Origin of the sequence: Actinomyces sp. S6-Spd3, from assembly GCF_000758755.1 — a bacterium.
GTDB lineage: Bacteria > Actinomycetota > Actinomycetes > Actinomycetales > Actinomycetaceae > Pauljensenia.
In genome coordinates, this window is the sequence record NZ_JRMV01000045.1 from 1 (window position 1) to 1056 (window position 1056).

Genomic DNA, 1056 nt, shown 5'->3' on the forward strand with positions numbered 1-1056 from the left:
CAAAATATTCAACATTTCCTGCGGGGCCGGGAAGAGGACTAGCCGCCAAACCGTAAACCTTCAGGCCTAACTCACCGGCTTTGTCCAAGACTTGGCGCACAGCGAAGTGATGCAGTTCCGGATCCCGAACCACGCCTTTTGCCCCTAGCTTATCCTTGCCCACCTCAAACTGCGGTTTCACCATCAACAAGAAATCAGCCTGTGGATGCGCAACGCCTTTCAAAGCTGGAAGCACCAAAGTTAGAGAAATGAAAGAAAGATCCGATACCACAACCGTTGGTGGCGGCGCCACGTCTTCAGGCAACAAGTAGCGAACATTTGTCCGGTCTTTAACCTCAACGCGCGGATCGGACTGCAGGCGCCATATCAGCTGCCCGTAACCCACATCAACGGCTACCACCTTCGCGGCACCCGCGCGTAGTAGTACGTCTGTGAAACCACCGGTCGATGCTCCCGCATCCAGGCAACGCTGACCGCGGATCACGGGAGCAAGATCACCGAGAATCTCAAGCGCACCCGCAAGCTTATACGCACCTCTAGATGCATAATCTGGCGAGGAACTTTCATCCACAATCAACGCCTGCGCCGGATCCATCTGCCTGGCGGGCTTGGTAACAACCTCCCCATCCAGCTTCACAAAACCAGCATGGATCAGTTCTTGCGCCTTCGAGCGTGATGGTGCGAGCGAACGTCGCACCATCTCCGCATCGATACGTCTTAGGCGTGCCACTGCTCGGTCCCGCCTTCAAGCTGGGCAGACAACTCCGCCTCAGCTTGCTTCAGCTTCGCAAGACGCTGAGCTAGAGGCAGGTTGTCAGCCTGCTCCCAGTCTTCCTCCCACTGCTCCAGATTCACTCAGACTCCTGTGATTCCTCGTCCTCTTCAGCAAGATGACGAGTTTCTTCAAGTAGCTCCTCCAGATCTTCCTCACCGGGAAGAAATGCTGCGACGGATTCCACATCCACCTGCGCAAGTTCCTCATCGCTTACATCCGAGGCGGGCATATCGTCCAGATCGGTTGACTCTGCCACTACGGGCTCTTCCACCTCGGGTTCA

General features: G+C 55.9%; 3 protein-coding genes. All 3 read right to left on the minus strand.

The window, feature by feature from the left end; translation table 11 throughout:
• Positions 1–700: TlyA family RNA methyltransferase (locus HMPREF1627_RS00305; RefSeq protein WP_034499886.1), on the minus strand; the 700-nt coding region annotated here is incomplete at its 3' end.
• A 17-nt stretch (positions 701–717) separates the two neighbouring features.
• The gene (locus HMPREF1627_RS10445; protein ID WP_156956943.1) at positions 718–855 is read right to left on the minus strand and encodes a hypothetical protein; all 138 of its coding nucleotides are present in this window, start codon (positions 853–855) and stop codon (positions 718–720) included.
• A partial coding sequence (locus HMPREF1627_RS00310) for a hypothetical protein (protein WP_234305171.1) occupies positions 852–1056 on the minus strand: 205 nt, incomplete at its 5' end. The genes HMPREF1627_RS10445 and HMPREF1627_RS00310, both read right to left, overlap by 4 nt.